This is a genomic window from Aquimarina rubra (assembly GCF_042684305.1).
Lineage (GTDB): Bacteria > Bacteroidota > Bacteroidia > Flavobacteriales > Flavobacteriaceae > Aquimarina > Aquimarina rubra.
The window spans coordinates 28698-54996 of sequence record NZ_JBHULE010000004.1 but is presented as its reverse complement, the minus strand read 5'-3'; the positions used below and the strand labels follow the sequence as shown (position 1 = coordinate 54996).

Annotated in this window: 26 protein-coding genes; 19 read left to right on the top strand and 7 right to left on the bottom strand. The window is 33.1% G+C overall.

All coding sequences use genetic code 11. From position 1 onward, the window contains the following. Nucleotides 1-30 precede the first annotated feature (30 nt). The 19 genes from ligA (at nucleotide 31) to ACFSR1_RS03690 (ending at nucleotide 18563) form a co-directional block, all read left to right on the top strand. Nucleotides 31-2025: an NAD-dependent DNA ligase LigA gene (gene ligA / locus ACFSR1_RS03780; RefSeq protein ID WP_378289792.1), complete on the top strand. Its 1995-nt coding sequence runs from the start codon at nucleotides 31-33 to the stop codon at nucleotides 2023-2025. Continuing rightward, entirely contained in the window at nucleotides 2025-2708 is a 684-nt protein-coding gene (locus ACFSR1_RS03775; protein ID WP_378289790.1) for a lysoplasmalogenase family protein, read from the top strand. The genes ligA and ACFSR1_RS03775 overlap by 1 nt, the downstream gene beginning before the upstream one ends. 123 nt (nucleotides 2709-2831) lie before the next feature. Next, entirely contained in the window at nucleotides 2832-3527 is a 696-nt protein-coding gene (locus ACFSR1_RS03770; protein ID WP_378289788.1) for a hypothetical protein, read from the top strand. Between the two features lie 19 nt (nucleotides 3528-3546). Next, the gene (locus ACFSR1_RS03765; protein ID WP_378289786.1) at nucleotides 3547-4242 is read left to right on the top strand and encodes a hypothetical protein; all 696 of its coding nucleotides are present in this window, start codon (nucleotides 3547-3549) and stop codon (nucleotides 4240-4242) included. A 217-nt stretch (nucleotides 4243-4459) separates the two neighbouring features. Next, nucleotides 4460-5011 (top strand): hypothetical protein, encoded by a 552-nt coding sequence (locus ACFSR1_RS03760; RefSeq protein WP_378289784.1) that lies wholly within the window; start codon nucleotides 4460-4462, stop codon nucleotides 5009-5011. 162 nt (nucleotides 5012-5173) lie between these two features. Next, nucleotides 5174-5698 (top strand): DUF6913 domain-containing protein, encoded by a 525-nt coding sequence (locus ACFSR1_RS03755; protein ID WP_378289782.1) that lies wholly within the window; start codon nucleotides 5174-5176, stop codon nucleotides 5696-5698. A gap of 1 nt (nucleotide 5699) precedes the next feature. Continuing rightward, on the top strand, nucleotides 5700-6575 hold the full coding sequence (gene dapA, locus ACFSR1_RS03750) for a 4-hydroxy-tetrahydrodipicolinate synthase (protein WP_378289780.1): 876 nt from the start codon (nucleotides 5700-5702) through the stop codon (nucleotides 6573-6575). Between the two features lie 10 nt (nucleotides 6576-6585). Beyond that, nucleotides 6586-7512, top strand: coding sequence for an ion channel (locus ACFSR1_RS03745; protein WP_378289778.1), 927 nt, complete (start codon nucleotides 6586-6588; stop codon nucleotides 7510-7512). Between the two features lie 117 nt (nucleotides 7513-7629). After that, nucleotides 7630-8421, top strand: a complete 792-nt coding sequence (locus ACFSR1_RS03740) for an outer membrane protein assembly factor BamD (RefSeq protein ID WP_378289776.1) — start codon at nucleotides 7630-7632, stop codon at nucleotides 8419-8421. Between the two features lie 15 nt (nucleotides 8422-8436). Then, a complete protein-coding gene (locus ACFSR1_RS03735; RefSeq protein ID WP_027393591.1) occupies nucleotides 8437-8769 on the top strand; it encodes a DNA-directed RNA polymerase subunit omega in 333 nt (110 codons plus the stop codon). A 2-nt stretch (nucleotides 8770-8771) separates the two neighbouring features. Then, nucleotides 8772-9986, top strand: coding sequence for a bifunctional phosphopantothenoylcysteine decarboxylase/phosphopantothenate--cysteine ligase CoaBC (gene coaBC / locus ACFSR1_RS03730; protein WP_378289774.1), 1215 nt, complete (start codon nucleotides 8772-8774; stop codon nucleotides 9984-9986). Beyond that, nucleotides 9979-10866, top strand: a complete 888-nt coding sequence (gene porD / locus ACFSR1_RS03725) for a type IX secretion system protein PorD (protein ID WP_378289772.1) — start codon at nucleotides 9979-9981, stop codon at nucleotides 10864-10866. The genes coaBC and porD overlap by 8 nt, the downstream gene beginning before the upstream one ends. A gap of 76 nt (nucleotides 10867-10942) precedes the next feature. Next, a complete protein-coding gene (recN, locus tag ACFSR1_RS03720) occupies nucleotides 10943-12604 on the top strand; it encodes a DNA repair protein RecN (protein WP_378289770.1) in 1662 nt (553 codons plus the stop codon). 78 nt (nucleotides 12605-12682) lie between these two features. Further along, complete coding sequence (locus tag ACFSR1_RS03715) at nucleotides 12683-13501, top strand: enoyl-ACP reductase FabI (protein ID WP_378289768.1); 819 nt, start codon at nucleotides 12683-12685, stop codon at nucleotides 13499-13501. 140 nt (nucleotides 13502-13641) lie between these two features. Continuing rightward, the gene (locus tag ACFSR1_RS03710) at nucleotides 13642-14646 is read left to right on the top strand and encodes a glycosyltransferase (RefSeq protein WP_378289766.1); all 1005 of its coding nucleotides are present in this window, start codon (nucleotides 13642-13644) and stop codon (nucleotides 14644-14646) included. Between the two features lie 5 nt (nucleotides 14647-14651). Then, on the top strand, nucleotides 14652-15611 hold the full coding sequence (locus tag ACFSR1_RS03705; RefSeq protein WP_378289764.1) for a CdaR family protein: 960 nt from the start codon (nucleotides 14652-14654) through the stop codon (nucleotides 15609-15611). Next, nucleotides 15612-16193 carry a dephospho-CoA kinase gene (gene coaE / locus ACFSR1_RS03700; RefSeq protein WP_378289763.1) on the top strand — a complete coding sequence of 194 codons (582 nt, stop codon included), beginning with the start codon at nucleotides 15612-15614 and terminating at the stop codon, nucleotides 16191-16193. It begins immediately after the preceding gene. 84 nt (nucleotides 16194-16277) lie between these two features. Continuing rightward, nucleotides 16278-17846, top strand: coding sequence for a sensor histidine kinase (locus ACFSR1_RS03695; protein WP_378289761.1), 1569 nt, complete (start codon nucleotides 16278-16280; stop codon nucleotides 17844-17846). A gap of 3 nt (nucleotides 17847-17849) precedes the next feature. Next, nucleotides 17850-18563: a response regulator transcription factor gene (locus ACFSR1_RS03690; RefSeq protein WP_378289759.1), complete on the top strand. Its 714-nt coding sequence runs from the start codon at nucleotides 17850-17852 to the stop codon at nucleotides 18561-18563. A 25-nt stretch (nucleotides 18564-18588) separates the two neighbouring features. On the opposite strand, the gene miaA is transcribed toward ACFSR1_RS03690, so the two are convergent. The 7 genes from miaA to ACFSR1_RS03655 form a co-directional block, all read right to left on the bottom strand. Beyond that, the gene (gene miaA, locus ACFSR1_RS03685) at nucleotides 18589-19506 is read right to left on the bottom strand and encodes a tRNA (adenosine(37)-N6)-dimethylallyltransferase MiaA (protein WP_378289757.1); all 918 of its coding nucleotides are present in this window, start codon (nucleotides 19504-19506) and stop codon (nucleotides 18589-18591) included. After that, on the bottom strand, nucleotides 19499-20335 hold the full coding sequence (locus ACFSR1_RS03680; RefSeq protein ID WP_378289755.1) for an ion transporter: 837 nt from the start codon (nucleotides 20333-20335) through the stop codon (nucleotides 19499-19501). The genes miaA and ACFSR1_RS03680 overlap by 8 nt, the downstream gene beginning before the upstream one ends. A 37-nt stretch (nucleotides 20336-20372) precedes the next feature. Beyond that, nucleotides 20373-21743 carry an exonuclease domain-containing protein gene (locus ACFSR1_RS03675; protein ID WP_378289912.1) on the bottom strand — a complete coding sequence of 457 codons (1371 nt, stop codon included), beginning with the start codon at nucleotides 21741-21743 and terminating at the stop codon, nucleotides 20373-20375. Nucleotides 21744-21810: 67 nt separating this feature from the next. Further along, a complete protein-coding gene (locus tag ACFSR1_RS03670) occupies nucleotides 21811-22476 on the bottom strand; it encodes a YggS family pyridoxal phosphate-dependent enzyme (protein WP_378289753.1) in 666 nt (221 codons plus the stop codon). 281 nt (nucleotides 22477-22757) lie between these two features. Continuing rightward, on the bottom strand, nucleotides 22758-23996 hold the full coding sequence (locus ACFSR1_RS03665; RefSeq protein ID WP_378289751.1) for a DUF1015 domain-containing protein: 1239 nt from the start codon (nucleotides 23994-23996) through the stop codon (nucleotides 22758-22760). 23 nt (nucleotides 23997-24019) lie between these two features. Next, on the bottom strand, nucleotides 24020-25165 hold the full coding sequence (locus ACFSR1_RS03660) for a redoxin domain-containing protein (protein WP_378289749.1): 1146 nt from the start codon (nucleotides 25163-25165) through the stop codon (nucleotides 24020-24022). A 14-nt stretch (nucleotides 25166-25179) separates the two neighbouring features. Continuing rightward, nucleotides 25180-26298, bottom strand: a complete 1119-nt coding sequence (locus ACFSR1_RS03655; protein ID WP_378289747.1) for a redoxin domain-containing protein — start codon at nucleotides 26296-26298, stop codon at nucleotides 25180-25182. Between the last annotated feature and the right edge of the window lies 1 nt (nucleotide 26299).

Here is a 26299-nt window from a genome sequence, read left to right as displayed (position 1 = left end):
CACTGATACCAGAAAACTGATACCAGAACAATGAATATAGAACAACAAATCAATCAATTGCGAGAAGAATTAAGACAACATAATTATAATTATTACGTGCTCGATGCCGCTACAATTAGTGATTATGAGTTTGATATGAAACTTAAAGAACTTCAGGTGTTAGAAGAAAAACATCCTGAATTTTATGATGCTAATTCACCTACGTTGCGAGTAGGAGGAGAGGTTACAAAGAATTTTGATACAGTGGTTCACGAGCAACGCATGTATTCGTTGGATAATTCATATTCTAAAGAAGATTTGCTGGATTGGGAAACTAGAATTAAAAAACTGGTAGATGGTAATATAAACTATACTTGTGAGCTTAAATATGATGGAGCCTCTATAAGTCTTACCTACGAAAATGGAGAGTTGATTCGTGCAGTTACCAGGGGAGACGGAATTCAGGGAGATGATGTGACAACCAATGTAAAAACAATCAAGTCTGTTCCTTTAAAATTAAAAGGTGATTACCCTCCAAAATTTGATATACGTGGCGAAATAGTATTGCCATATGAAGGTTTTGCAAAGATGAATCAAGAACGAATAGCTGCTGGAGAAGAGCCATACGCAAATCCTAGAAATACAGCTTCCGGAAGCTTGAAACTTCAGGATAGTAGTGAAACAGCTAGACGTCCCCTGGATTGTTTATTGTATAATCTGGCGGGAGATCGATTAGGCATTTCGACACAATACGAAAGCCTTGAAAAAGCTCGAAAGTGGGGTTTTAAAGTTCCGGAAGAATCACGTTTAGTGCATTCTATAGACGAAGTACTGGAGTTTATTAATCTTTGGGATGAAAAGAGGAGAGATTTACCTTATGAGACTGATGGCGTTGTTATCAAAGTAAATAACATTCAGCAGCAAGAAGAACTTGGTTTTACTTCTAAAGCTCCAAGATGGGCAATGGCTTATAAGTTTAAAGCAGAACAGGCGGTTACTAGACTTAATGAAATTACCTATCAGGTTGGTAGAACCGGAGCTATAACACCTGTTGCGAATCTGGAGCCGGTACAATTAGCAGGAACAACGGTAAAAAGAGCTTCATTACATAATGCAGATCAGATTGAGAAACTGGATATTAGAGAGAAGGATACCGTTTTCGTAGAAAAGGGAGGTGAGATTATTCCAAAAATTATAAGCGTTGATTTTACTAAAAGACATAAGGACTCTGTTCCTACTCAATACATCACATCTTGCCCGGAATGTGATACTGAGTTAATCAGAAAAGAAGGTGAAGCACAACATTACTGTCCCAATGTCTATGGATGTCCTCCTCAGATCGTTGGTAGAATACAACATTATATTTCGCGTAAAGCCTTGGATATAGAAGGTTTAGGGGGAGAGACTGTGGCTTTGTTAGTTAAAGAAGGGTTGATTACCAATTATGCAGATTTATATGACTTGAAAAGAGAGCAGGTGATTCCATTAGAACGGATGGCAGAAAAAAGTGCAGATAATTTAATAGAAGGGATTTCAAAATCTAAAGAAATTCCTTTCGAAAGGGTTTTATTCGGCTTGGGAGTTAGATATGTTGGAGAAACAGTTGCAAAAAAATTGGCAAAGCATTATAAGTCAATAGATGCCATTATTAGTGCGACCGAAGAGGATTTAGTAAATGTAGATGAAATTGGTATTAAGATTGCCCAAAGTGTAAGAGAATTTTTTGATTCAGAAGCCAATCTGTCACTGGTTCATAGGCTTAAAGAATATGGAGTTCAATTACAAATTTCTGCAGATAAATTAGCGAATCAGACAGATACATTAAACGGCCAAACATTTGTCGTTTCTGGGGTGTTTGAAAAAGTGTCTCGTAATGAACTTAAGAAATTAATAGAAGATAATGGAGGTAAAGTGTCTAGTTCTATTTCTTCTAAAACAACATATGTTGTTGCTGGAGATAATATGGGGCCTAGCAAGTTAGAAAAAGCAAATAAACTAGGAATTGCAATTATAAGTGAAGATGATTTTCTTAACTTGATTGGGTAATGAAGATAAGAACACTCATAAAAATATTATTATTGATCACAGGAGGTTTATGTGTTCTAAGTACCATACTGCAAAACCCGACTATCGAATTGTATGCAAAACCAATGACTGTGCCTTTGTTTTTTATGTTGTATTGGTTTAATGTGCAAAAAGTTGATGCCTTATTTGTAGTTGTATTATTACTTTGTTTTCTCGGGGACCTATTTTTGTTAATAGGTATAGAGAATAGTTTTAGGTATGTCTTACTTAGTTATACCCTATGCTATTTTATCTTATTTTATTATTTGTACAAAAATCATAAGCCCTTGGATTATAACAGTACGGATATAATTTATATGTCAGGCTTCTTTTTGTTTTGGACAGTTATAGCGTATGCAATATATGCAGTTACAAATCAAAATATGGGAGATATAAGACCTTTTGGGATAGCGTATCTAATCATTCTTTATTCTTTATTAATTGGAGGCATTTTTCAATATGTTAATATAAGATCTCCTAAATCTCTTTGGTTTGCTATTGCAATTTTAAATTTTGTAATAAGTGATGCTTGTTTTGCATTAGATCGCTTTTACGTTCCTTCATTGGAGCTTAAGATCATAAATTCTATCTATCAATTGTTAGCCGTTTTTTTCTTGGTAAAGTTTAAAATTTCTAGTGCAGATTCCTTAAAAATTAAGAGTTAGCGATCTGATAATTTTTTAGTTTTCGATTATTTGATTGAAATTTAGTATATTAACAAAAGGAAAAGTTGTTTAATATCGCGTGTATGTGGGGATATTTCCGGTTTTGTGCGCAATCTAAATCTAATGAATGGAGGAAAACTACTAAAATTTTTAATTTCTTTTTTGATTGTATTACAGGTACTGGGATTTGTTTTGAGAATCCCCATTTTAAATACCTGCAGTGAGCCAAGCTTATTTGTTTCAATTGCCTTTTATTATATATGGAGTAGTAAAAAAGTAAAAGCACTTCATATCATCGTTCTTTGCGTGTTTTTTGTTTCAGAATTGATGAGTTCCATTAGTGATGTTATTTCAGTTAAACACGAAATGGTGATTCGTATAATTGGTTATATACTGTTGTTATATTTCTTGTACTATAATCATAAATCTTTTAAGTATAACCGCAGAGATGTTTTTACATTGGTAATGGGAAGTTCTTTGTACACAGTTATATTTTTTATTACATATTCGGTTATTAGGGAGCCGATGGGGGATTTAAATCTAATAGGTTTTTTTCATTTATTATTGCTTTATGTTTTATTAATTGTAGGAGCAATGCATTATATAAATATTAGATCAGAAAAGTCATTATGGTTTTTTTTGGCAATGCTGAATTTTGCATTTAGTGATTTCATACTATTGATAGATGAATTTTATCTAGAGTCAGATGAGCTTAAAGTGATTAGATTAATTTGTGTACCACTTGCTCTTATTTTTTTAGTGAACTATATGATCACTAAATATATGTACCTCAAGTCTGAAGAATTTGAAGGATTTTAAAATATAAATTATAATACTGTTGAGTAAAAAAAAACTAGCATATCAATTATTGTTTATTTCGGGTGCTATGTTGCTATTGACCGCAATTTTTATGGAGGTGTGGTTAATATATTCTAAAACTCTGGTAATTATCTCAGTTTGCTTTTTGTACTTGGTAGAGGTAAAAAAAATTAATTATTTGGTTCCAATTGCTTTACTTCTGGTTTTAACTTCTGAAATACTTTCCGTCATTGATTTTAAAGGATATTTTAGGCCAATAAATATTCTGATGTCATTCTATTATACTTTGAATTTAGTTTTATTGTGGAAAAGTCTGCAAAAGGTTAAAATACAGCTTAAGAAAGTATTTACGGTTCAGTTAGGGATAACAATGGGGTTGATAATTTATGTGGTATACTCGGTAGCCGATATGATTTCCCTAAATATCGATAATGATCAGCTATATCTTAATATACTAATTGTACTGTTTATTTTGTTTATAGGCTTTTGTTATTATATCTATCTCAATAGTAAAACTGTTGTGAGTTCATCCTTAATGATAGCCGCATCTTGTTTTCTAATCGTTAATATCCTCACAATACTTAATAAATTATATATCCATCTGGACATATTTGTGGTAATTACGAATGTTTTACAGTTTTTTGGCCATTACTTTTTAATTAAATTTTTTATAGAGCAAGACAATCTTAAACCTGACAATGTAGAGTTTTTTTAATTTAGTTGTTGATTTTTAATACCTTGATGGAATATTAAAAACGTAACAAAAACTTTTACAAGTATTGAAGGATTTTAAGTTGACATATATTTTGTTTTGGTTTTCCTTTCTAATTGTTATTCTGGTTGCTGTGTTTTATGAAGAGCATTGTTTGCTATATGTCAAACCTTTCGTTCCAATTACTTTAGTACTTATTCATGTGGCAAATGATAAAACAATGAATATATATTATTTGATGAGCATGTTGGTGCTTATCTTTAATGATACTTTGATATATTTAGATTTTGCTAAGTATTTCGATCTGGTTGCGGTAACAATTATTTTCTTTTACTCATTATGTGTTGTTTTATTAAAAAACTATATCACCATTGCTGATATACAAATAAAGAAATTAGTTACGTTTCCAATACTCATAAGTTTGGTTTTGATATCGTATTTGATTTTTTCAATCTCTCAATTGGTATTGCCAAATCTTATCGATTCAGTAGTATCCTTTTTTATGATTTTGATCGTGCTTCTCATCTTTGTGGCAACCTGTTTTTTTATTTACATCATTGATAAATTCCAAGGTAATTTTAGGCTTTTTATTTCTGCTAGTTGCTGTCTTTTCGTAAGCGCATTGTTGTTAATTAATTTTTTTTATTACCATACCAGAGTATTCACCACACTCATTAATGTTGCAGAAATTGCAGGGTTATATTTTTTTCTTAGATTTTTGATGGAGGCAAAACCGATCGATACAGAATTTGAAAATGAAAAGTATTTTTAAAAGTCACAACATAGATAGATTACATAATTAACATATTACAGTGGTATTGTTATTTAAATAACTAAAACATAAAAACATTTTTGGTTTTTCAATTTTCTTGTAGTTTACAGCGTATTTTTGAAATGTAAAATAGCTACATTTGTTTCTTAATCTTTTTTATAAATGATTTTAAAGGGTCTTAAAAGAAATGCACTAAAAAAAAGCATTGAATATCACATTAAAAAAAGAAAGTCTCAGGCAAAAGAGGTATCTGGTATAAACAGTCTGGCTGTTCTCATCGATGCATCACAATCGGTAAATGTGTTATCAGTACTAAAGCTGGCAAATGAGTTAGGAGTAAAGTCAGATCGACTTAAGGTAATGGGATATAAAGAGGATCAGAAAGAGATTTCTGATGATAAAGATGCAGCATATTATAATGATAAAAGTTTTGGTGTAAATGGATCTGTTAAAAGTAATTCGCTCAATGATTTTATAAAAAAAGAATATGATGTTCTGATAAACTTTTATCCAGAAAGTAAGTTAGAACTGGATTATGTGGCTGCAGCATCAAAGGCTAAGTTTAAGGTTGGTTTTTCTGAAATTGACAACCGTATTAATGATTTGGTTATAGGTGTAACGAACCAGGACCACAATCTTTTTATTTCCGAATTAAAAAAATATTTAAAAATTTTACAGATAATATAATATGAGTGCTTTTCTGAGAGGAACTGGTGTAGCATTGGCAACACCTTTTAATAGTGATGGTTCAATAGATTTTGAGGGTGTTAGGTCTTTAGTCGAATTTTGTATCAGTGGGGGAGTAGAGTATTTGGTGGTTTTAGGAACTACTGCAGAATCAGTAACACTTTCAAAAGAAGAAAAAAAGAAACTAGCAGCTCATATTGCACAAGTAAATAATAAAAGATTACCTCTTGTAATCGGTATTGGCGGTAACAATACAGCGGCCATTATCCAAGAGATGAAAGATACAGATGTATCAGATTTTGATGCAATATTATCTGTGGTTCCTATGTATAATCGACCAACTCAAGAAGGAATTTACCAACACTATAAGACAATCAATGATAATGCTTCATTACCGGTTTTGCTATATAACGTTCCTTCAAGAACCGGTACGAATATGACTGCCGAAACCACACTTAGATTGGCGCAATTAGATAAGATTGTGGGAATCAAAGAGGCGACAGGAGACTTTACTCAAGTTCTCAAAATTCTAAAGAGTAAACCAAAAGATTTCTTAGTTATTTCTGGAGATGATGCGCTGGCACTTCCTTTGGTAACAGCAGGAGGAGATGGAGTGATTAGTGTTGTTGGTCAAGGGTTTCCAAAAGAGTTTTCTGAGATGATTCGTTTGGGGTTAGCAGGAGAAAATAAAAAATCATTCGATATTCTTTATAAGTTATTACCTGTTTTGGATTATGCCTTTGCAGAAGGGAATCCGGCTGGGATCAAGAATGTTTTAAAACAGAAAAATATTTGTAATGATCACGTTCGACTACCACTAGTTTCTGTTTCCCAGGATTTAGCTAATAAAATAGAAGAATTTGTAAAGAATAACTAAGTAGGTTTTTATGGCTAAAAGAATAAAAGATCCGGGTATTGGTTTGTCTTCAAATGAACAAGCTAAACGCTTTATTAATCCCGATGGTTCTTTTAATATTAAACATATAAACAGACGAACTTCAATATCTAGGAGTTATAACTATTTGATAAGTATTACTTGGACAGAGTTTTTTGGGTGGGTATTCTTAGGTTATATATTAATAAATTCATTTTTTGCTGTTATATACACAGCAATTGGAATTTCGGCCATTGCAGAACCCACTGGAAGTTTTTTTGGAGATTTTCTTAAAGCTTTCTTCTTTTCTGCACAGACCGTAACTACTGTAGGGTACGGAGCAATGGCACCAAAAGGTGTTATCTTTGGAGTGATTTCTTCTTTCGAAGCACTCATAGGCTTGCTAAGTTTTTCTTTTATAACCGGTTTGTTGTATGGGAGATTTTCTAAACCCAAGCCAAGTATCAAATTTAGCGATGTTATGGTAATTAGAAAGCATCAGGAAACTGATGCTATTATGTTTAGGTTAATGGGTAGAAGTACCAATGTAATGATCACACCTAGAGTGAAAGCAACATTAGCACTTTCTCAAAAACTGAAAACGGGAAAATATGTAAATAATTTCTACAATTTAGATTTAGAAAGAAGTGAAATTACATATTTGCCCACTACCTGGACAATTGTGCATCCAATTGACAAATCAAGTCCTTTAGCAGAATTTGAGAGGGATGAATTGGTTAGACTTAACGGAGAAGTGTTGATCCTGGTTAGTTATTATGATGAATCCTTTGCGCAAGAGGTACATCAGATACATTCTTATGTACTAAAAAATGTAAAATTGGACGAAGCCTTCGTGCCTGCTTTTCATTATGATAAAGATGGTTATACAGTTCTGGATCACAATAAGTTAGGTAAAACCAATAGCACAAAAAGAAAGTAAGTTGTTCTTTGCTTATTTTTTTGCAACAATCTACTCCTTATGTAGTTATTTAATAGATCAATTAAAGTTTTTGTAATACGGCAGAAATATCTATTTTTGCCAGATGTTTTTTAAGATATGAAGAGATTATTGTTTTTGCTGATTTTTGTTATTACCCTTGGTTCTTGTAGTGAATATCAAAAAGTACTAAAAGAAGAAGAAGTAGGGCCTAAATATAAATTAGCAGAAGAGTTATATAAAGAAGGGAAATACAAAAAAGCGTTACGTCTTTTTGAGCAGATCGTTCCTCAGTTTAGAGGAAAGCCACAGGCAGAAAGAGTAATGTATTATTATTCTGATACTTATTATAATCTTGAAGATTACTACCTGGCAGGATATCAGTTCGAAAGATTTGCCAAATCATATCCTAACAGTGATAAGAGAGAAGAAGCCGCATACAAAGGAGCGAAAAGCTATTATTATCTATCTCCAAGATTTAGTTTAGATCAAAAAGAAACAGACGAAGCTTTAGAGAAACTTCAGACATATATAAACGCATATCCGGAAAGTGAAAATCTCGAAGAAGCTAACAAATTAGTAGCCGAGCTTAGAAATAAAAAAGAGAGAAAAGCTTTCGAAATAGCCAAGCGATATCACCATAGGGAAAATTATAAAGTTGCTATTAAGGCTTTTGATAATTACCTTATTGATTATCCGGGATCTGTTTTTAGAGAAAAAGCTTTATATTACAAGCTAGAATCACAGTATCTGTTAGCTATTGGTAGTTATGAGGTATTGGTAAAAGAAAGGCTAGAAGTAGCTAATGATTTTTACAATAACTATAAAAAATATTATAAAGAAGGTGAATTTACAGCCGATGCTGAAGAAATTTCAGAAGATATAAAATCAAGATTAGAAAAATTTAAATAGAAAATATAGGAGAAGATGGATTTGAAAAAAAGTAATGCCCCTGTAAATACAACTACAATTGATAAGAATTTAGTAGATCAACCTACAGGTAACATTTATGAGGCAATTTCTGTAATATCTAAAAGAGCCAATCAGATAAATACTGACATAAAAAAGGAACTTTTAGAAAAATTAGACGAATTCGCGACATATAATGATAGTCTGGAAGAAATCTTTGAAAATAAGGAACAAATTGAAGTTTCTAAATTCTACGAAAGATTACCAAAACCTCATTCTTTAGCAGCACAAGAATGGTTAGATGGTAAAATATACTTCAGAAATACAAAGACAGATTCTGAATCTCTATAAGTATGTCATCAATATTAGGCGGTAAAAAAATTTTAATAGGTGTTACCGCTGGTATTGCTGCTTATAAAACAGCTACGTTAGTGCGTCTTTTTATTAAATCAGGCGCTGAGGTAAAGGTAGTGATGACTCCTGCAGCAAAAGATTTTGTAACGCCGCTTACACTTTCTACTCTGTCCAAAAACCCTGTCCATTCCTCATTTTATGATGAAGAAGATGAAAACGCAGAGTGGAATAATCATGTAGAACTAGGCCTTTGGGCGGACTTAATGATTATAGCTCCGGCTACAGCGAATACCTTATCTAAAATGTCAACTGGTAACAGTAATAACCTGTTATTAGCTACGTATTTATCCGCCAAATGCCCTGTGTATTTTGCTCCCGCAATGGACTTGGATATGTATAATCATCCATCTACAAACGAAACTTTTAATAAACTTCAGCAATTCGGAAACATAATGATTCCGGCAGAATCAGGAGAACTGGCAAGCGGTTTAGTAGGGCAAGGTAGAATGGCTGAGCCATCCAACATTGTAAGCTTTATAGAAAACGATATCCTTGGAAAATTACCTTTAGAAGGACAAAAAGTTTTAATAACTGCTGGTCCAACATATGAGGCAATTGATCCGGTAAGGTTTATTGGAAACCATTCTACAGGAAGAATGGGTATCGAATTGGCCAAAACTGCGGCTACTCTTGGAGCACAGGTAACACTTATTTTAGGACCTTCATCCTTAAAGGTTGATCATGATTTAATTACTGTAATATCTGTTATTAGTGCAGCTTCTATGTATGAAGCGGTTACTAAAGAGTTTGATAAATGTAACATCGCGATCGCTTCTGCAGCAGTAGCAGATTATAGACCTAAAATGATATCGGATCAGAAAATAAAAAAATCCGACAGTAATTTTGCCATAGAATTAGAACGTACAACGGATATTCTTAAATGGATGGGCTCCGTAAAAAAAGACCAATTTCTGGTTGGATTTGCTTTGGAAACTGAAAATGAAGAAGAAAATGCAAAAAATAAACTAAAGAAAAAGAATCTTGATTTGATCGTTTTAAACTCTCTTAACGATAAAGGAGCAGGTTTTAAAGGGAAAACGAATAAAGTGACTTTGATTAATCATAAATTGGAAATTAAAGCGTTTGAACTAAAAACCAAAGTAGAGGTTGCTCAGGATATTTTTAATGAAATTAATGAACTACGCAATGCATAAATTCTTTCTTTTTGTTACAGTTTTATGTGGTATCACACTTAACGCTCAGGAGTTTAATGCCACGGTGGTAGTAAATGCTGAGCAAACCGGAAACCCGAATTTACAGGTTTTTAAGACATTAGAACGATCTGTTACAGAATTCATCAATAATACTAAATGGACTGAATTAGAATACCGTACAGAAGAAAGAATTGATTGTAGTTTTTTTATAAACATTCTCGGTAATGCTAACGATAGTTTTACAGCAACCGTTCAGGTTCAGGCGTCCAGACCTGTGTACGGATCCAACTACAAAACGACCATTCTAAATATAAATGATAAACAGTTTAATTTTAAGTATTTAGAATTTCAACCGTTAAACTATAATCCTAATAATTTTCAATCAAATCTTATTTCTGTTGTAGCTTTTTATCTATACACTATTCTTGGAGTAGATGCAGATACCTTTAAGTTAAATTCGGGTACAGCATATCATCAGGAAGCTAAAAATATTGTTGGTAATGCACAAGGAAGTAACACATTGGGTTGGAATGGACAAGATGGGCCTCAGACAAGATTTAGATTAAATGATGATTTATTATCAGGAACTTTTGATGGCTATAGGTCAACTTTGTATACCTATCATCGAGAAGGTCTCGATATTATGAGTAATGATTTAAAAAAAGGAAAAGAGTCTATTGTAGAGTCTATGAAAACGCTAGAAGAAATGCATAAAACAAGACCTAATTCTTATATAATGCGAGTGTTTTTTGATGCAAAAGCTGATGAGGTGGCAAGAATTCTTTCTGGAGGACCAGCATTAAATATTGCTGAAACCATGGCGATACTTAATAGGATAGCTCCGACCTATGCAAGCAATTGGGCAGAAGTAAAGTTTTAAGTTTTTCTTTTTTGAAATCTTTTTAAAACTATACTATCTTTACCATCTCTAATAAATAACAAAATATCACTATCCCTTGCTTAGAAGTCTTTCGATCCAAAACTTCGCTTTAATAGAACAGCTACAGGTTTCTTTTGATACCGGTCTTATTACTATTACCGGAGAAACAGGAGCAGGTAAATCTTTGCTTCTTGGAGCGTTAGGACTTTTGCTTGGTAAAAGAGCAGATCTTAGCAGCGTCAAAAATAGTGCGGTAAAATGTACCATAGAAGGTGTTTTTGATATAGGAAAATATGATCTAGAAGCGTTTTTCGAAGAAGAAGATCTGGACTATGAAGCTGAGACGATTATAAGAAGAGAGATTTTACCTTCAGGGAAGTCGAGAGCGTTCATAAATGATACTCCCGTTACGCTGAATTCTTTGAACCAATTAGGGCCACGTTTAATCGATATCCATAGCCAGCATCAAACATTAGAAGTTACTACAAATGATTTTCAGTTCGAAGTATTGGATGCGCTATCAGAATCCAGTAGAGAAATAGAATCCTACAAGCGAGGGTTATCTTTACTAAAAGCCAAAGAGAAAGAAGAAAGGGATTTACTTGAAAGCCAAGAAGAGTTGACAAAAGAACATGATTATAATTCTTTTTTGCTTAACGAACTGAAAGAAGCAAAGTTAAAACCGGGTGAATTATCTGATTTAGAAGAACGTTACGAAACCCTTGTTAATATTGAAGAAATACAGGAGCGATTATCGGGTTCAGTTTCTTTGTTTTCTTCAGAAGAGGTTGGAATTTCTGATCTTTTAAATACGATAAAAACCAATATTTCTAAGGTAGCTCCGTATTCTGGAACACTAAAAGAACTCTCTGACAGGATTCAGAGTATGTATATCGAGTTAGAAGATATCAATGGTTCATTACAAGATGAGTTAGAGCGATTAGAAGCAGATCCGGAACAATTAGAAGAGGTGAGTCAAAGATTACAGATGATTCATAATCTTCAGACAAAACACGGAACATCATCTACAGAAGAGCTTTTACAGATAAAAGAAGAGCTTCAGGAAAAAGTTTCGAAAACAGAGTCGCTTACCCAAGATATTGAGAATATTAGAGAAGAAATTCTGAGTACCAAGAAACAATTGGATGAAGTGGCAGGAAGGATTCATAAGAAGCGAACAAAAGCACTACCAAAATTAGTTTCAGAATTAGAAGATATTCTAAGGTCATTAGGTATGCCTAATGCCACTTTTAAAACTTCCTTAACCTTACAGGAAAAGTATTTTTCCAACGGAAAGGAAGTTTTAGAATTCTTGTTTTCTGCCAATAAAGGAGGATCTTACGGAGAATTGAAAAAAGTAGCTTCTGGTGGAGAACTTTCCAGAATAATGATTGGTATCAAAGCGATATTATCCAGGTACACACAATTACCCACCATCATTTTTGATGAAATAGATACAGGAGTTTCCGGAGAGGTAGCACATAAGATGGCAGACCTTATGATGGCTATGAGTAAGAATTTACAGGTTCTAAGCATCACGCATCTACCACAGATTGCTGCCAATGGACAAAGTCAGTATAAAGTATTTAAAGAAGACATAAATGACTCCACAGTGACAAGGTTAAAGTTGCTTAATGAGGATGATAGAGTTAGAGAAATAGCAGAAATGATAGGAGGAAAGGATATTTCTGATTCTGCATTAACTCATGCTAAATCATTACTGTGTCATCCAAACTAAAATTGTCATAGTGTAGTTTAGGTTTGGGTCGTTTTGTTATCTTTACCACATATAAAATCATTTATAACGTACTATTAAATGTCATACAATTTATTAAAAGGTAAAAGAGGTATTATTTTCGGTGCACTTGATGAAAACTCAATAGCTTGGAAAACAGCAGAACGTGTTTTTGAAGAAGGAGGAACTTTTGTGCTCACAAACGCTCCTGTTGCAATGCGAATGGGTGCGATTAAGGAATTGGCAGAAAAAACAAATTCTCAAATTATACCTGCAGATGCAACCTCTTTAGAAGATCTGGAAAATCTTGTTGAAAAATCAGTGGAGATATTAGGTGGAAAGCTTGATTTTGTCCTGCATTCAATAGGAATGTCTGTAAACGTAAGGAAAGGACGTCATTATACGGACTTAAATTATGATTGGAGTGAAAAAGGCTGGGATGTATCAGCGCTTTCATTTCATAAAACAATGCAGACCTTGTTTAAAAAAGAAGCGATGAATGAGTGGGGTAGCATAGTAGCACTTACTTATATGGCTGCTCAGCGAGTATTTCCTGATTATAATGATATGGCAGATAATAAAGCATATCTGGAATCTATAGCTCGTAGTTTTGGTTATTTCTTTGGCCGCGATAAAAAAGTAAGAGTCAATACTATTTCTCAATCTCCAACTCCAACCACTGCAGGAAAAGGAGTAAAAGGATTTGATGGATTTATCGAGTATGCAGATAAAATGTCTCCGTTAGGTAATGCTTCAGCAGACGATTGCGCAGATTATACCATTACATTGTTTTCAGATTTAACTAAAAAAGTAACGCTACAGAATCTATATCACGACGGTGGTTTCTCCAATATGGGAGTGAGTCAGATGGTGATGGAAAAGTTTGTAGACGAAGAATAATTTATTTATTCAATATACCTTATCAAAGCTCAATTCTACCCGAGTTGAGCTTTTTAACTTTATATAATGACTTTTTATAAGCGATTAAAATCCTAATTTCATCAAGTGGTAGGATTCTTTGGTTTATTTACCTTTGTTTTATGAATATTTCTTTTTCTTTTATTATTCCTGTATATAATAGACCAAACGAAATAGATGAGTTGCTAAGTAGCATGATTTCACTGGAATTTGACAAATCATATGAAATAGTAATTGTAGAGGATGGCTCTTCTGAAACTTCAGAGGATGTTATCAAAATATATAAGGATAGACTACAAATTAGTTATTATCAAAAACCAAATACCGGTCCTGGCGATTCTCGTAATTACGGTATGCGCAAAGCAAAAGGTAATTATTTTCTTATTCTGGATAGTGATGTCATACTGCCTGCTAACTATTTACAAAGAGTTGAGCAATTCTTGTCCACAAATTTTGTTCATTGTTTTGGAGGTCCAGATGATGCACATAAGGATTTTTCTAACCTCCAAAAGGCTATAAGTTTTAGTATGACCTCGTATCTTACCACTGGTGGTATAAGAGGTAGGAAAAATACATTAGGTAAATTTCAACCTCGAAGCTTTAATATGGGGATATCTAAAGAAGCTTTTGAAGCATCACAAGGATTTGGAAATATTCATCCGGGAGAAGATCCGGATCTTACCATACGACTTTGGAAACTGGGTTATGAAACGGCATTGATACCAGATGCTAAAGTATTTCATAAACGAAGAATTTCTTGGAATAAGTTTTATATACAGGTGAATAAATTTGGATTGGTAAGACCGATCCTTAATTCATGGCATCCAGAAACATCAAAGATCACCTATTGGTTTCCTAGTCTTTTTCTGGCATATACATTATTTTCAATACTAACTGCAGTATTAGGCTATTGGTATTTTCTTGGGTTGTGGTGCTTGTATTTTTTGACCATTTTGATAAGTGCTACTGTCAGATATAATAGTTTGTCTATAGGCGTGCAGTCGGTTGTTGCTGTATTTGTGCAATTTTATGGTTATGGGAAAGGATTCCTAAAATCTTATTATTATATTCATCTGTTGAAAAAGGTTCCGGAACAACAGTTTAAAAAGTTATTTTTTTCAAAATAATGCCTATGTCCAAAAATAAATTGAGTAGATTTTCCTTAAAAAGAAATAATGTCAAAACTTTTCTGTTTTTTCTGGCATTTACTTCTGTTTTATGGCTTTTTATACAGTTTTCTAAAAATTATACGCAGGAAGTAGAGTGTGATGTTCTATATGTCAACGTACCTCAAGATAGAATTTTGGATGAAGATAGTGATCAAACTATCAGGTTAACACTCAATGGAAATGGTTTTAGGCTTATAAATCATAGCTGGAGTAGGCCTAGATTAGAATTTGATATTGCTAACGCAACAGAATCTAAAGGAGGAGACTTCTATTTTGATATTAGTAATGCAAACCAATCTTTAAAAGATAAACTAAATTTTAAAGGAAGGGTTCTTTCTGTTCAGAAAGATACATTAATGGTGAAATTAGATATCAATTTAGAAAAGAAAATTCCAATACGATTGTTAAAAGAAATACAGTATGTTCCGGGTTATGGGAGTGATGAAGGAGTTGTGTTATCGCCTGATTCTATCGTAATCAGTGGTCCTAAAAGAATTGTAGATACTATCAATTATGTGGTGACCCAAAATTTGAAGCTAGAAGCATTGAATACGGATTATAAAACATCATTGTCTATAAAAATAGATAGTTTGCCAACAAGAGTAAAAGTTATTCCTAAAGAAGTAGAAGCGAGTATTACGGTCAGCAAATTTACAGAAGGAAGTCAGGAAGTTCCAATAACACTTATCAATATTCCTGAAGGTAAAGAGATAAAAATTTTTCCAAAAGAAGTTAAAGTAGTTTATCGAGTAGGGCTGGATAAATATAATGAAATAAATCAGAGAGATTTTAAGGTTATTGCTGATTACAACAAAGTCGCAGATGAGAGCTCTTTTCTGATATTAGAATTAAATGATATGCCCTCCTCAATTCACGATGTACGGTTACAGGATAAACAGGTTCAATTTGTAATTCTTAATTAGGTGACAAAAATAGTAGGACTTACCGGTGGTATTGGAAGCGGAAAATCAACAGTTGCGAAAATGTTTGCAAAGTTTGATGTTCCCGTTTATACTGCGGATGATGAAGCTAAGAAATTGATGAATGAAGATACTGTTGTGAAGAAACAGATTATCCATCTTTTAGGGGAAAAGGCATATGGTAAAGAAGGCCTGAATCGTGCGTTTATTGCGAATAAGGTTTTTAATGACGCAAAACTTTTAGATAAATTAAACCAGATTGTGCATCCTGCGGTAGCCGATCATTTCACTGCTTGGAAGGATAAACAGAAATCTGCATACGTAATAAAAGAAGCCGCTATTTTATTTGAGAACGGAGGGTATAAAAAATGTGATTATACAATCCTTGTTACTGCTCCAGAAGAAGTAAGAATAGAAAGGGTTTTAAAAAGAGATAATACTACAAGATCGCAGATTCTTGACAGGTTACGTAATCAATGGGAGGATACTAAAAAGATTCCTTTAGCCGATTTTGTAATAAATAATGTGAATTTAGAAGAAACTTGGCTTCATGTTAATAAAATTCATAATAAAATAATCCTTTGATTGTGTTATTTTTTCAATCTTTCATTTTGTTAACATTTGGTTAAACCCTAAAGTAGCTAAATGTTAAAGTCTTACTTTTGACCTATGAATAAAAGGTTATTCGCATTGCTGATCCTTTTGATGAGTTTGTCATTAATCGGGATTATTTTTGTTCAGGGATATTGGATTCAGAATACAGTAGAGAATAACAGGGAACAGTTTTCTTTCAATGCAAAACAAATATTGATTTCTGTTTCTAACAAGATTGAGTATAGGGAATTTGAGGAAATGTATTATCCCTTACAAGAGATTTTAGACAGTATTAAGGAACCAGATAATAAGACAATACAGCAGCTCTTGGACATAGGTTTTGATAAAGGCTCTTTTGCTTTTGGTGATGGCGTTTTGGAAGAAGATTCTAAGTTATTTTCTTCGTTTATCGATTTTAATATAGATACCGTAAGGTTAAAAGATATATTAAATCGAAATGCAGAATTAATTGATGACAATGAAAAAAGTAATCAATCTAAAAAGTGGTCTAAGTCAAAATTAAATAGATTAAGTACGCTCACAGATCTACAAAGAAGAGATTATGAAATTGTAATAGATCAATTGGCAAATTTTATCCCTATTCACAGAAGAGTAAAAAAGGAAGAAGTTGAGAGATTGCTCAAAAAAGAATTGGCTGAGCGAGACATGAAGGTGGATTTTGAGTATGCTATATATAGTAACGCATTAGCTACTCGTGTACGTTCTGATGATTTTAGTGAAAATGAGAGTGATGGTAATACATTTGCAGTTCCTCTTTTTGTTAATAATGAAGATGGGTCGAGCTTATATCAGTTATATGTAAATTTTACAGGTAAGAACAGGTATATATTATCGACTATAAAAGGAATGGCAATTTTGTCGATAATTTTTACGTTGGTAATTGTAGTAGCATATTCGAGTGCATTATCTCAATTATTACAACAAAGACAAATATCGCAAATAAAGACAGACTTTATTAATAATATGACTCACGAGCTCAAAACGCCTATAGCTACTATTAACCTTGCATTAGACGCTATTAAAAACCCGAAAATAGCAGATGATAAGGATAAAGTAAAGCGTTATATGACGATGATCCGTGAGGAGAATAAAAGAATGTTAACCCAAGTGGAGAATGTATTAAGAATATCGCAATTAGAGAAAAATGAGTTAAATATAAAGAAAGAACGACTTGAATTGCACGATATAATCGAAGATGCGATTACTCATGTTTCGTTGATTGTAGAGAATAGAGAAGGGTATATGAAAACTCATTTAGGAGCACTTAAGTCAAGTATATTAGCTAATGAAAGTCATATGACAAATGTGATTGTAAATATATTAGACAATGCGATTAAATACTCTGAAGGAGTACCAAAAATTGATATTTATACAGAAAATGTAAAGAATAGTATTGTATTGAAAATTCGGGATCAAGGAGTTGGTATGAGCAAAGTCGCCCAGAAAAAGATTTTTGAGAAATTCTTTAGAGAACATACTGGAGACTTACACAATGTAAAAGGTCACGGACTTGGATTAACATACGTGAAAAGAATAATAGACGACCATCATGGTCAAATATGGGTGGAGAGTGAACGGGGAAAAGGCTCCACATTTATAACTAAATTACCGTTAATATCTTAAAATATGGAAACAGAAAACAAAAAGATTTTGCTTGTAGAAGATGATCCTAATTTTGGTACAGTACTAAAGGATTATCTTGTAATGAATGAATATGATGTTGTACACGCTAAAAATGGTATGGAAGGCTTCGAAAAATTCAAAAAGGATGACTACGATATGTGCATTCTGGATGTTATGATGCCTTACAAAGACGGTTTTACTTTAGCAAAAGAAATCAGAGATAAAAATGAAGAAGTTCCAATCATTTTCTTAACTGCAAAGGCAATGAAAGAAGATGTATTAAAAGGATACAAAGTTGGAGCGGATGATTATCTTAATAAACCTTTTGATAGTGAAGTACTATTAATGAAAATACAGGCAATCATGCAACGTAAAAGTACAGAGTCTGTTGCTGATAGTAAACAATTTGAGTTTAAAATAGGAGGGTTCCATTTGAACTCTAAGCTTAGATTTCTTACATTTAAGGAGGAAGAGCCAATAAAGCTTTCACCTAAAGAAAATGAGTTATTACGTTTGTTAGCGTTGCATCTAAATGATTTAATGCCAAGAGAACTGGCACTTACTAAAATCTGGAGAGATGATAACTATTTCACATCTCGAAGTATGGATGTATATATAGCCAAACTAAGAAAATATTTGAAGAAAGATGAAAATGTGGAGATCCTTAATATCCACGGAGAAGGATTCAGACTTGTGGTACGAAGTGACGAATCATAAATAACGGTAACTTTATATAAAACCGCTACTGCTGATATTCTGTAGCGGTTTTTTTTATATATGATACTACAGAATCGAGGTTGTGTTGATAGTCAAACCATTCTATTTCCTGATCTTTTCTAAACCATGTTAGTTGTCTTTTGGCAAAACGTCTGGTGTTTTTCTTAATTTCTGAAATAGCAAAATCTAAATCCCAATTCCCTTCTAAAAACTCAAAAATTTCTTTATATCCTACAGTATTTAAAGCGTTCAATGATCTGAATGGAAGCAAGTTTTTTACTTCATCAAGCAACCCTTCCTTGATCATTATATCAACTCTGTCATTGATTCTGTTATAAATAATTTCTCTTTCTGCAGTAAGTCCAATTTTAACAATGTTAAAAGGTCTTTTTTTCGATGATTTAGTGATGAATGATGAATAAGGTTTTCCGCTACCAATACATATTTCCAAAGCTCTCATGACCCTATGCGTATTTTGAAGATCTACTTTTGCATAAGTTGTAGGGTCTAATACCTTTAACTGTTGTTGTAAACTTTCTATCCCTTCTTTGTCATATTGTTTCCTAAGTGTTGTTCTTATGTCTTCAGAAACTTCAGGAAAATGATCTAATCCCTTAGTAACGGCATCTACATATAATCCAGAGCCACCAACCAAAACAACATATTTGTTTTTTTTGAAAAGTTTGTTGAGTGTGTTTAACGCATCTTTCTCGAAATCACCTACAGAATAACTGTCTTGTACGCTTATATGTTGAATGAAATGGTGTTTTGCTTGTTGTAGCTCGTCATTACTTGGAACTGCTGTACCGATATACATTTCTTTGTAAAATTGTCTGCTGTCTGCAGAAACAATTTTACAATGAAATTGTTTGGCAAGTTCAATACTTAAGCTTGTTTTTCCTATTGCGGTAGGTCCTATAATTACGATTAGTGTATTAGTCATTGAATAACGTATGTCCGCAGTTATGACAAAATTTTGCTCCATCTTGATGCTTTCTGGCATTGCAATTGGAGCAAGCCTGAGAATTGACATTCACAATTGCAGATTTTTGGCCTGCGGCATATTCTGCACTTACAATTCCTGTAGGTACAGCAATAATGCCATATCCCATAATCATAATAAGAGCAGCAAGAAGTTGACCTATAGGAGTTACAGGTGCTATGTCACCGTAACCTACCGTTGTTAACGTTACAATACACCAATAAACACTTATGGGGATACTTTTAAAACCACTTTCTTCTCCTTCTATAATATACATCAATGTACCAGCAATGATACACACTACTACAACGGCAAATAAAAAAACCAGAATTTTGGCCCTACTATCTTTAATAGCTTTTGCTAATTTATTGGATTCTCCAATATATCTCGAAATCTTCAAAATTCTAAATATGCGTAGTAATCTGAGAGCTCTAACAGTTAATAAAGCACTGGATCCAACCATAAAAAATGATAGATATAATGGTATGGTTGAAACAAAATCGATAATACCGTAAAAACTAAATATATATTTTGCAGGCTTTTTAATGGATATAACTCTTGCAATATATTCAAAAGTGAAGAATATAGTAATTATCCATTCTGAGTAATATAAAAATTGGTATGTTTTTTCATGAAGGCCTTTAACGCTTTCCATCATTACAAAAATGATACTAAGCAAAATAAGAATTAAAAGGATTACATCAAAAAATTTTCCTAACGGAGTATCCGCTTCATAAATAATTTCGTGTAGCTTATCTCTCCAGTTTCTTGTATGTAACTTTTGATTCAAAATTGATTGTTTTAACGAAAATACTAAAACTTTGAAATTAATCTTTATTCAAGGCAACTACTTTTAGTTTTTTATGTTGTCTAACATAGCTTTGAATGATGTGCTGCGCATCGGGGTTATGATGCATTGGGGTTATGATGGTTCTTAGGATATCAATATTATTGATCTGGTGGTTTAGGTTGAAATATCCTATTCCTTTAAACTCACCATTTTCTATGAGTATCACACTTTGCTCATCAATATCTCTACCACGATCAATAACCATCATGTCCTTACTGCCAAATGAATGGTTAGATATAAGTTCTTGTACTCGGTTATTATACACCTGTACAGATTCATCCAAAATACAGACACCATTGCATTGTTTTATAGAATGATTAAAACAATTTCCTTCTCCTTGATCCAGCCCCATTAATTTTAGACATAAATTATACTCTTCTGTCCAGCGTTGCATAAAAGATTTAGCCTGTTGTCTATTGGTAAACGTAGTAATACTTGTTTTACGCCTGTCAATTTTTTTCACTGTCAGATTCATATATCCTTGATCATCAGTAAACTGATATAGTGCCTGATCGAATTTGGTTCTTTTAAGCGCTCGATTATATTTAGGTCTGTTAAGTTTTATTTCTTCATTTTCTTTTAGCAATGCCAATAATTCACTTCCTGTGATCTCATAAGTTATACTAACTACTTCTGCCTGAATATTTTTTGATTTTCTATTGTCATTGGTAAAATGTTGGGTAACTCGTTTTTTTATGTTTTTACTTTTTCCAATGTATATAATAGTACCATCCTCTCTATGCATATAGTAGACTCCGGTTGAAGAAGGAACATTCTCAATAAGTTTGAGTAGTTTATCATCTACCTTTCGTTTTGTTTCTAATCGAACTGTTTCTTTAAGAATATTCTTCTCAACATCTTTGGAGAGAAGTAATTTAAAAAGTTTTACTGTTGCCTGAGCATCTCCTGTGGCTCTGTGCCTATCAGAAATAGCGATCCCTAAACTACGAACCAGTTTTCCGAGACTGTAGGATTTCTGATCCGGAATCAGTTTTTGAGAAAGCTCTACGGTACAGAGTGATTGTCTTTCGAAATCAAAGCCAAGTCGATCGAATTCAGTTCGTAATATTCTGTAATCAAAAGAGGCATTGTGCGCTACGATAATACAATCCGTCGTAATCTCTACGATTCTTTTGGCCACTTCGTAAAATTTGGGCGCACTACGAAGCATTTTATTGTTTATTCCGGTAAGATTTACCACAAAAGGTTGAATTGGCCTTTCCGGATTGATCAAACTGATAAATTGATCCACCACTTGATGACCATCGAATTTGTAGATAGCGATTTCTGTAATTCCTTCTTCATTGTATTTTCCTCCGGTAGTTTCTATATCTAAAATCGCGTACATCATTCTTTTCTGGCGGGGTAGTCTAGTCTTTGTAAATTTATTTATTATTTGCCTAAAGTAACATTTTTTAATGACTATAATTTCTTGCCCCAAAAATTGAACTTCCTATACGCACCATAGTGCTACCGCAGTCAATTGCAAGTTGGTAGTCTCCACTCATACCTATGGATAAGGATGTTAGCTGCGGATGATCAGGTTGAAGCTTTTCAAAAAGAGACTGTATGTGTTTAAATTCTTTTTTGATTTGCTCCTGATTGTCAGTAAAAGTTGCCATTCCCATCAATCCAATGATCTTCACATTGGACAGCGGCTTTATATCCTCAGCGTTTAGTAAGGCAATCGCATCTGTATCACTAAGTCCAAATTTACTTTCTTCTTCCGCTATTTTGATCTGTAATAAGCAATTAATCGTTCTGTCATTTTTGATAGCTTGCTTATTGATTTCTTTTAAAAGTTTTAGACTATCCACTGCATGAATAGTATCTACATAAGGAGCCATGTATTTTACCTTGTTCGTCTGTACATGTCCTATCATATGCCAGGAAATATCTTTAGGGAGTTCTTCCCATTTTTGGGTCATTTCCTGTATCTTATTTTCACCAAAAACTCGTTGTCCAGCGTGATAGGCCTCCAGTAAATCCGAAACGGGTTTGGTTTTGGATACTGCTACCAGAGTAACGTGATTAGGAATTGTCTCGAGTATTTGTTTAAGGTTTTCCTTTATAGAACTCATAAGATGCAAAGATACCTAAATTAATAAAAATCTAATCTTTAAAGTTGTTTTTAGTAAAGGGTAATTATATTGAAAAAATGTTTTTGTATACCGCTAAATGCGTGGTTGATTAAAAACATCATTTTATTAGGCAAAATAGATTCCAGCCTACGCTGGAATGACACGAACCAAATAACAAGAAAAGTTGTTATTCTGACGTAGGCCGGAATCCAAAATAACAGCGAAAATTTTAAAAACGATTGTATCAGAAGATCTCAGCAATTGTTGCTAATGTTTCAATCTCAAAACTCATAGATCGTAATACCGCTTCTAAGCTTTGGTTCTATATAGGTGCTTTTTGGAGGCATTTTTAGTCCTTGATCAGCAATTTTTTTCATTTGATCTACAGAAGCTGGAAATAATCCAAACCCCACCTCGAATTCTCCTTGATCCACTTTGCTTTTTACATAGACGATATCGTTCTTACCGTGAGAATATTCAATTCGGTTATCCGTTCTAAGATCTTTAATACCAAGAATAGGGTCTAATACGGTTTTAAACAAAATCTGCGCATCCAATTCTTCTAACGCATCGGTAAATTCATAAATGGTTTTTCTGAGATATAAAGAATAGAACTCCCCATCCAGATACATGCTAAAATGATGTGGTTTGGACGGTTTGTAGACCTCAATACCTCGATTCTCTATTCGAAACCATTCATCTAAGTGGATTAAAAACTCTTCTTTTGATAAGCCATTCAGGTCTTTAACAAGTCTGTTAAATTCATATATTTTTAGATCTGATTCGGGAATCAGGTAACTCATAAAAAAATTATAGGCTTCTGTTCCTTTATGCTCGGGGTTTTTGGATGCTAAATCCTTTGCCAATAAATAAGATGAAGCTGATCTATGATGACCATCTGCGATGTAGATCGTTTTCATTGTTGCGAAAGCTGATTGTATTTGTTTAATGCTTTTTTGATCATCAACTTTCCATAGGTAATGTGTATCGCGGTAGGTAGTAGTAAATTCATATTCCGCTCTTTCCTGAATAACTTTGGCAATGATATTAGCAATGACATCATTATCAGGATAGGTGAGGAGTACAGGTTCTGCATTAAACCCAACAGTTTTTAGGTACTGTTTAAATGTAGTTTCCCGATCTGTTAAGGTATCTTCATGTTTTTTGATGATGTCATTCTCGTAATCTTCTGCACTTGCAGCAGCGATGATACCACAAAAAGATTCTTGTTCGCGATTCATAATTTTATATACATAGAAACAAGGAGTTTCATCTTGCGTAAAAATCTCATCTTCTTTAAACTCCAGATATCGATTGCGAACTAGTTTATAGCGCTCTTCTCCCGAAATTTCTTTGTGATACTTATAACCTGGATTAACGATATGTAAAAAAGAATAGGGGTTATAATCCATCCTCGAATCTCTTTCTACAGGAGTATAGCTTTGGTAAGATCTCGAAGCGATCAAACTCACTTTATCTCTTGTGGGGCGAACTGCCTTGAATGGATGTATTTTTGCCATTTTTTTGGTTGGTGGTTTCGGGATCAGTTTTTAAACAATTCTTTTAATTTATTCTCTAATTGATTGCCTCGCAACGTTTTTGCAATGATCTTTCCCTCTTCATCGATCAAAAAGTTGTCTGGAATTCCATTAATTCCGTAGGTTAATGCAATATCACTTTTGAAACCTTTTAAATCCACACCTTGTTTCCAAGGTAATGAATCTTTTTTTATGGCTTTTATCCAGTCTTCTTTACGTTGATCAATAGAAACTCCTATGATTTCAAATCCTTGATCTTTATATTGATTATATGTTTTTATTAGTTTGGGGTTTTCTTGTCGGCAAGGATAACACCAAGAAGCCCAAAATTCTATCAACGTGTATTTGCTTTTATTGTCTGAAATTTTTAATGGAGTATCATCTAAATCGGTTAGTTCAAAATCAATGAATTTTTCTCCAACTTCTGGTACTTCGGGAAGAGATAAAAAGTGTTTGATACTTTGTCCGTAGGAAGAATTTTTCATTTGTTCGGATAGTGGAATATGAAGTTCGTCAACCTTTTCTCTGCCCCAACTAGCAGCATAATCATTTAGATTACTCGCACTGACGTAAGAATTGGGGAAATCAAGTATGAATTTCTGATTGATTTCTTCTATTTTAGTTAAAATATCATTTTGCTCTTTTATTAGATTGTTTCTAATTTCGTTGGTCATTTTATCAGGATCTGGATTTTGCAATTGACTAATTACATTTTCAAATACTAATTCTAAACTATCTGTTCTTTGCTTTAAGATATTATATTCATTTTGTGATTTGCTGCCGGTAATGCTCACATTTCTTATATTTCCTTTGTCTCCTTCGATTTTCATTTTTAGGTTTTCTGCCCATAAAACAAAATATTCAGGTTTTGTTTTACCGACCATCATAAAAAAGGAAGAAGGCTCATCTAAAGTCCCTTTAAACTCAAATTTTTCATTAATGATTCGTGTGGAATCTATTATTTCGTTGTCTTTATTGATAAATATCCAGGTACTGTCTTCTATATTTTTTAGGGTTCCTGAAATTAGATATTCGTCTGACGCAATTTTAGATTCGACAATATTATTAGTCTTTTTTTCTTTGTTACAAGAAACGAGTAAGCCAATTATCAGAAGAAGACTTAGCAGGGTATAATGTTTTTTACTATTCATTTTTTAACGTTTTTTTAATTAAATAACTCTTTAAGTTTGTCCTCTAACAGAATGCCCCTCAACGTTCTGGCTACTATAACCCCCTCACTATCTATTATAAAATTATCCGGAATTGCATTAACACCGTAGATCAAAGCAGCTTCATTATTAAATCCTTTCAGATCTGATACCTGGGTCCAGGGAAGATCATCATCTTTTATAGCTTTTATCCAGGCTTTTTTGTCCTCATCCAGAGATACACCAATTATTTCGAATCCTTGATCTTTATATTGGCGGTAGTTTTCTACTAATTTCGGGTTTGATTTTCTACAAGGTACACACCAAGAGGACCAGAATTCTACAAGTATATATTTTCCTTTAATGTCTGATAGTTTTACCTCATTACCATTTTGATCGGCTTGCATAAAATCTACATATTTTTGGCCAATTTCGGGTTTATCCGGTAATGATAAAAAATACGCTATGGTCTTACCTTGTTTTGAATTTTTTATTTCTTCAGAAAGCAGAGCATATGAATCACGGATATCTTGTTTGTTCCAGATCATTTTACTTAAAGCCAATATATTTGTGCTTACATACGACTTCGGAAATTCTTTAATAAAATCTTTAGAAACGGTAATGCGTTGCTTTTCTAATGAATCAATAGCTATCAAAATAGAGTCTCTTAGCTGAGGTTGCAATTGGTCATTCCCCATCAAAGAATATAGCTTCACTTGCTCATTGGAAATTTTATCCACCCTTTTATTGAAAACATCCTGTTCTTTTTGAGTTGGTGAACCGATAATGTCCGCATTTTTTACGGCATTTTTGTTTGCGTTGATGGTTATATCCGTGTTTTCTAACCAAACCGGAGCAAATCCTCCGTTTCTATATCCTTCTATCACCAGATACGCAATGGTGGGTTCATCCTCGGAACCTTGAAATTCAAAAGAATTATTTATTATCCAGGAAGTTTGGGTACCTCCTACGGGTTTGCTTAAATAAACCAACGTACTATCGGGAATATCTGGTATAGTTCCCGAAATTGTATATCCATTTACTCTTTCTTTTAAGTTTTCAGAGGCTTTATTTTTTTTGTTGCAAGAAAAAAGGATAGTTAATAAAACAATTACTGTAAAAAGTTTAAGTTTCATA

What these genes read in the sequence shown, in the direction of transcription:
- ligA (WP_378289792.1), top strand. Translation starts at nt 31, where the DNA reads ATGAATATAGAACAACAAATCAATCAATTGCGAGAAGAATTAAGACAA.
- ACFSR1_RS03775 (WP_378289790.1), top strand. Translation starts at nt 2,025, where the DNA reads ATGAAGATAAGAACACTCATAAAAATATTATTATTGATCACAGGAGGT.
- ACFSR1_RS03770 (WP_378289788.1), top strand. Translation starts at nt 2,832, where the DNA reads ATGAATGGAGGAAAACTACTAAAATTTTTAATTTCTTTTTTGATTGTA.
- ACFSR1_RS03760 (WP_378289784.1), top strand. Translation starts at nt 4,460, where the DNA reads ATGAATATATATTATTTGATGAGCATGTTGGTGCTTATCTTTAATGAT.
- ACFSR1_RS03755 (WP_378289782.1), top strand. Translation starts at nt 5,174, where the DNA reads ATGATTTTAAAGGGTCTTAAAAGAAATGCACTAAAAAAAAGCATTGAA.
- dapA (WP_378289780.1), top strand. Translation starts at nt 5,700, where the DNA reads ATGAGTGCTTTTCTGAGAGGAACTGGTGTAGCATTGGCAACACCTTTT.
- ACFSR1_RS03745 (WP_378289778.1), top strand. Translation starts at nt 6,586, where the DNA reads ATGGCTAAAAGAATAAAAGATCCGGGTATTGGTTTGTCTTCAAATGAA.
- ACFSR1_RS03740 (WP_378289776.1), top strand. Translation starts at nt 7,630, where the DNA reads ATGAAGAGATTATTGTTTTTGCTGATTTTTGTTATTACCCTTGGTTCT.
- ACFSR1_RS03735 (WP_027393591.1), top strand. Translation starts at nt 8,437, where the DNA reads ATGGATTTGAAAAAAAGTAATGCCCCTGTAAATACAACTACAATTGAT.
- coaBC (WP_378289774.1), top strand. Translation starts at nt 8,772, where the DNA reads ATGTCATCAATATTAGGCGGTAAAAAAATTTTAATAGGTGTTACCGCT.
- porD (WP_378289772.1), top strand. Translation starts at nt 9,979, where the DNA reads ATGCATAAATTCTTTCTTTTTGTTACAGTTTTATGTGGTATCACACTT.
- ACFSR1_RS03715 (WP_378289768.1), top strand. Translation starts at nt 12,683, where the DNA reads ATGTCATACAATTTATTAAAAGGTAAAAGAGGTATTATTTTCGGTGCA.
- ACFSR1_RS03710 (WP_378289766.1), top strand. Translation starts at nt 13,642, where the DNA reads ATGAATATTTCTTTTTCTTTTATTATTCCTGTATATAATAGACCAAAC.
- ACFSR1_RS03705 (WP_378289764.1), top strand. Translation starts at nt 14,652, where the DNA reads ATGTCCAAAAATAAATTGAGTAGATTTTCCTTAAAAAGAAATAATGTC.
- ACFSR1_RS03695 (WP_378289761.1), top strand. Translation starts at nt 16,278, where the DNA reads ATGAATAAAAGGTTATTCGCATTGCTGATCCTTTTGATGAGTTTGTCA.
- ACFSR1_RS03690 (WP_378289759.1), top strand. Translation starts at nt 17,850, where the DNA reads ATGGAAACAGAAAACAAAAAGATTTTGCTTGTAGAAGATGATCCTAAT.
- miaA (WP_378289757.1), bottom strand. Translation starts at nt 19,506, where the DNA reads ATGACTAATACACTAATCGTAATTATAGGACCTACCGCAATAGGAAAA.
- ACFSR1_RS03675 (WP_378289912.1), bottom strand. Translation starts at nt 21,743, where the DNA reads ATGTACGCGATTTTAGATATAGAAACTACCGGAGGAAAATACAATGAA.
- ACFSR1_RS03670 (WP_378289753.1), bottom strand. Translation starts at nt 22,476, where the DNA reads ATGAGTTCTATAAAGGAAAACCTTAAACAAATACTCGAGACAATTCCT.
- ACFSR1_RS03665 (WP_378289751.1), bottom strand. Translation starts at nt 23,996, where the DNA reads ATGGCAAAAATACATCCATTCAAGGCAGTTCGCCCCACAAGAGATAAA.
- ACFSR1_RS03660 (WP_378289749.1), bottom strand. Translation starts at nt 25,165, where the DNA reads ATGAATAGTAAAAAACATTATACCCTGCTAAGTCTTCTTCTGATAATT.
- ACFSR1_RS03655 (WP_378289747.1), bottom strand. Translation starts at nt 26,298, where the DNA reads ATGAAACTTAAACTTTTTACAGTAATTGTTTTATTAACTATCCTTTTT.